Genomic DNA, 4,554 nt, shown 5'->3' with positions numbered 1-4,554 from the left:
CAGTAAACAGTGATCAGTAAACAGGTATAAAGATAAAGATAACTAACTAACTAATTAACTTAAAACTTACATCTGATAACTGATAACTTACCCACTGATAACTGATAACTGATAACTGATAACTGTCAATGTCCTTGCCAGCGATTAATGGCCACACAATCGATATCTAACTGATCGAGAGTACGAGCGATGACAAAATCTACCAAATCCTCGATCGATTGGGGATGGTGATACCATGCCGGTATTGCTGGCACGATTCTAACGCCCGCCTCGGCTAAAGTGGTTAAATTACGCAGATGAATTAAACTAAAGGGGGTTTCTCGCGGTACTAAAACCAATTTTCTGCCCTCCTTCATCTGCACATCGGCCGCCCTTTCTAGCAAATCGGAACTTAATCCCCCCGCTAATTTGGCCACTGTACTCATGCTACAGGGAATAATTACCATACCAAGGGTGCGATAGGACCCACTGGCGATCGTTGCCCCCACATCACCCCAACGATGACAGCGTAATTTTCCCCCCTTCATCACCCCGCATTGACTGCGCCAAAATTGTTCTTGCAGCTCCGGTTCTGGCGGCATCCGAATATTATCTTCCGCTTGCCAGACAGTGTAAGCTGATTTGGAGGCCACTAGATCGATCGTGTAGTCGGCTAAAAGTAGATATTTGAGAGTACGGACAGCATAAATCAGCCCTGATGCCCCTGTAATGCCCAAAATTAGTGGTTTAGATAATTCCTTCAAGCTCTAATTCCTCGATCAATTGTAATCCTCTTGGGTCGCCCACTTTTAATAAAGCACCCCTAGCATCTTCCTTGACACCTAAATCCTCATCTTCCACCAAGGCCTCGATCAAAGCATCGATCGCCGTGGCATAAATCACATTTAAGGGCAATTCTCGGCATAATTGACCGATCGACCAAGCGCAATTACTCCGCACCGCCGCGATTAAATCTCGGCGCAATCCTTCAATTAAAGGCGGCAAGACGGTGATGATATCTTCATAATTGACCTTGGCAATCTGGGCCAAACTACTGGCGGCCCATAATCGCACCGCCGAAATATCAGTTTTAAGAGCATGAACCAAAGGCTCGATCGCTCTTGGATCAGCACAGTTACCCAGGGCCCAAACTACCCCTTTTCTGACGTAACCATTCCAATCTCTGGCCAGTAAATCGATTAAGGGTTCCACAGAGCTAAGACTGGGATTTCTACCCAAAGCGTAGGCGACACTGACACGCACTAGGGGACAGACATCGTTTAACATCTCTAGTAAAGGAGCGATCGCTCTTTCGTCACGCAATTCACAAAAGGCGCGAGCGGCGATCATCCTCTCGCTGACATGAGCAGAAGTAAGCAATGAGAGCATTTCCTCCGGATCGGGGGGGATTTCCGCTGCTTGATCCGGATCGCTCCCATCGAGAGGATTATTTAAGGAATTGCTAGAGTCTAGGATTTCATTGTCGTACATACTTGTTAGATTATCTTAATCCGTGACCGCTCACGTCAAGCCCAAAATCAAAAAGTAGTTGCTGGTTGGGGGGACTTTTCAGTAATCAGTGATCAGTTATCAGTGAACTGAAGGCAAGAGGCAACAGGCAAAAGAAAGAATCTGGCAATTCTCCTACCTAAAAAGAAGGTTATAAACTAAGTACATCAAAGCTTTCAGCTTACCAAATTAGGTTACACTTCATCTTGACGAGAAGGGCTACATTTACAAAACCTAGCAGAATAGGAAGTAAATACAGGGCTAATTTTATTGTTTTTGCGATGCCAAGACGCGGATTTGAACCGCGGACACGAGGATTTTCAGTCCTCTGCTCTACCAACTGAGCTATCTCGGCGTTTTTTTGTCCTTTCTCAATATAGCACGCCCTCGAAATAATTGCAAGGTTTTTTTCTAAAAAGTTTTCTGCTCGACTAGATTGGCAAGGTGAGGGTAAAAGTGGTGACAGCGTTGGCACTGGTGACATCAATAGTGGCATTCAGGGGTTTAATCAGTTTGCGGACTAAAGCTAAACCTAAACCAGTACCACTGTAGCGCCAGGGATCGTGGTTAGGAATGCGATAAAAAGGGGCAAATATTCTTGATAATTCCTCTGGGGCGATTTCTACTCCTGAATTACTCACACTAATTAATATTTGCTCGTCCGCACGCCAGACATTTACCCTAATTATCCCTTGTTCTGGGGTATATTTAGAAGCATTGGTCAGTAATTCCGCTATGATGCGTTCGATATCACAAAGATTGCTGTTAATCTCCGGTATATCCCCATCTATATCTAAAATTAACTGCTGTTGTCGCTCACGGGTGAGATGACGAAAAGGTTCCACTAATAAGGGTAGCCACGAAAGTAAGTCGATTGCTTCGAGCGCCAGGGGTTCGGTTTCCGCATCCAGATAGGTTAAAGTCAACAGATCATTAACTAACTTACTCTGACGTTGAGATTCAATGTTAAGAATTTGCAACAGTTGACCGATCGAATCCTGTGGATCGATCTCGATCCCTTGATATTCTAGGAGACTTTCCAGGGTTTCCACCGCTAGACGAATGCTGGTAATCGGGGTTCGCAGTTCATGGGAAAGGGTTTTCAGGAATTCGCTTTTTAATCTTTCCAGTTTTTCTAATTCTCTCACTTGTGCTTGGGAAGATTCGTAAAGTCGCGCCTGTCGAATAGCGATCGCACATTCGGTGGCAATATGTTGAATCAAATTAGTTTCTAAGGAGTTAAAAATCTGATTAGCTGGCCGAATTAGCCAAATATTGCCCAAAAAACCCTGATCGTCAAAGATAGGACAAGCGCAACGGTTAACACGACAGATTTGCGGATTGCCAAGGGGAAGACGATCAACAAATTGTAAAATTTGTTTGTGCAGCAGCGGTTGATAGATTTCGGGAAAATCGCTAATTTGACGGCTAATTCCCTGACAGATCAACTCTTGAGTGGTATATTCGTGGACAATAGTGGCTTGGCTGCGACTGGGATTGTAAAGCTCAATTTGGGCGCATTCTACGGGTAAAACCTGGACTAATTCCCTAGTGGTGGTTTGCAGAATATGATTTTCATCGAGACTATCGCGAATTTTTTCGGTAATCCGTCCGATTAATGCTTCATACTTCAAAGTCATCTGCAATTCGGCGGTTCTTTGCTGAACCTCCGATTCTAAGGCCGTATTCAAGCATTTTACCCGTTGGTGCAGTTCTGCTTGTTGAATGGCAATTCCCACTTGAATGGCTAATTGTTTGAGCAGATCGATTTCTTGGGATTGCCAAGAGCGAGTTTTTTGGCAATTTTGGGCAATTAGTAACCCCCAGAGTTGGTTATCGCAGATAATTGGCACCACTAGGTTAGCCTGTACTTGCAAAGAGGTGAGTAGGCTGCGATAACAGGGATCAAGTCCCGAATTATGGACATTTTCAATAACTTGAATTCTGCCGCGACGATAATTTTCCAGACGTTCTGGGGATAAATTAAAACAGGGATCCTCGATGCTGCTTCCTAAGACAGAATTAATCCTCGGGGTATAGGATTCCACCACAATCATGCCACTATGATCGGGGAATAAACGATAAATTAACACTCGATCGCAGTTGAGAAATTGTCGCACTTCTTTAACGGTTCTTTGCAAAATGCGATCAAGATCCAACGATTGCCGGATTCTTTCCTGCATTACCCCCAGTAGTTGTTCTCGTTCTGCTTGTAATCTTAAAGCTTCTTCGGCCTGTTTACGTTCGGTGATATTGGTACTGGTTCCCACCAAACGATAGATACGCGCATTGTTATCCCGTAGGGGTGTTAAAGTTGTCAGCCACCAGTAGGGTATATTTTGAAAAGGTAAATACTGTTCGTAGGAAATAGTCGTTCCGTAACGCACACAATCACTATAGTGTTGCCGCACACTGCGCGCATCATCGGGGGGAAGGATTTGTTCGGGAGTTTTGCCTTTAATCTCTGATGAACGCAATCCTGTCCAGCGTTCATGAACGGGGTTTGCTCCCACATAGCGAAAATCTCTATTTTCCAGCACGTCCACTACAAAAATCGACGCTTGCACGGAATTAAATATACTACGCAGAAACTGCTCGGAATACTCCGCTTTTAGCTGTGTATCTAGCTCGATCTCGATTTCTGATGGCTGCTTTTCCATAAGAGCCTCCCATTGTGCTAATTGGTGGATTTGGATCGATAATCACAAAATCGTTGGCTACTCCTAGGGCGATTTAACAATTTCTTTAGATTCTCGCACAAATTTTCCCATCCGCTGCCGATTCTGATATATTTCTTTGCAAAAACGAGAAAGCAACCCCAATATACTGATATCGCTGATAACTGATCAGTTATCAGTGATCAGTTATCAGTGATCAGGTTTAAGTTTTAAGTTAAGTAGCTAGATACAATTAATTACACATATCTAACTACTTCTTCCTTGACATCCTCACCGCCGTAAACGGACGGTGATTCCCAAACCTCACGATTTGGGTTTCTGCTTCTTTCCCGAAGGATTTTTCGCACCTGCCTTAACAGATTTACTCTGTTCTGGTCTTATGGTCGCT

3 protein-coding genes and 1 tRNA gene are annotated in these 4,554 nt (G+C 44.1%); all 4 read right to left on the bottom strand.

Annotated elements, in window-relative coordinates:
* Positions 1-125 precede the first annotated feature (125 nt).
* On the bottom strand, positions 126-743 hold the full coding sequence (locus IQ242_RS17380; protein WP_193960837.1) for a flavin prenyltransferase UbiX: 618 nt from the start codon (positions 741-743) through the stop codon (positions 126-128).
* Positions 727-1,470, bottom strand: coding sequence for a HEAT repeat domain-containing protein (locus tag IQ242_RS17375; protein ID WP_002770723.1), 744 nt, complete (start codon positions 1,468-1,470; stop codon positions 727-729). The genes IQ242_RS17380 and IQ242_RS17375 overlap by 17 nt, the downstream gene beginning before the upstream one ends.
* 300 nt (positions 1,471-1,770) lie before the next feature.
* Positions 1,771-1,843, bottom strand: a tRNA-Phe gene (locus IQ242_RS17370).
* Between the two features lie 76 nt (positions 1,844-1,919).
* Positions 1,920-4,148: a GAF domain-containing protein gene (locus IQ242_RS17365; protein ID WP_193960836.1), complete on the bottom strand. Its 2,229-nt coding sequence runs from the start codon at positions 4,146-4,148 to the stop codon at positions 1,920-1,922.
* Between the last annotated feature and the right edge of the window lie 406 nt (positions 4,149-4,554).

This window comes from Microcystis sp. LEGE 08355, from assembly GCF_015207185.1.
In the GTDB taxonomy this organism is placed as follows: Bacteria; Cyanobacteriota; Cyanobacteriia; order Cyanobacteriales; family Microcystaceae; genus Microcystis; species Microcystis panniformis.
The sequence above is the reverse complement of the archived record's forward strand: the minus strand, read 5'-3'. Positions and strand labels throughout refer to the sequence as shown.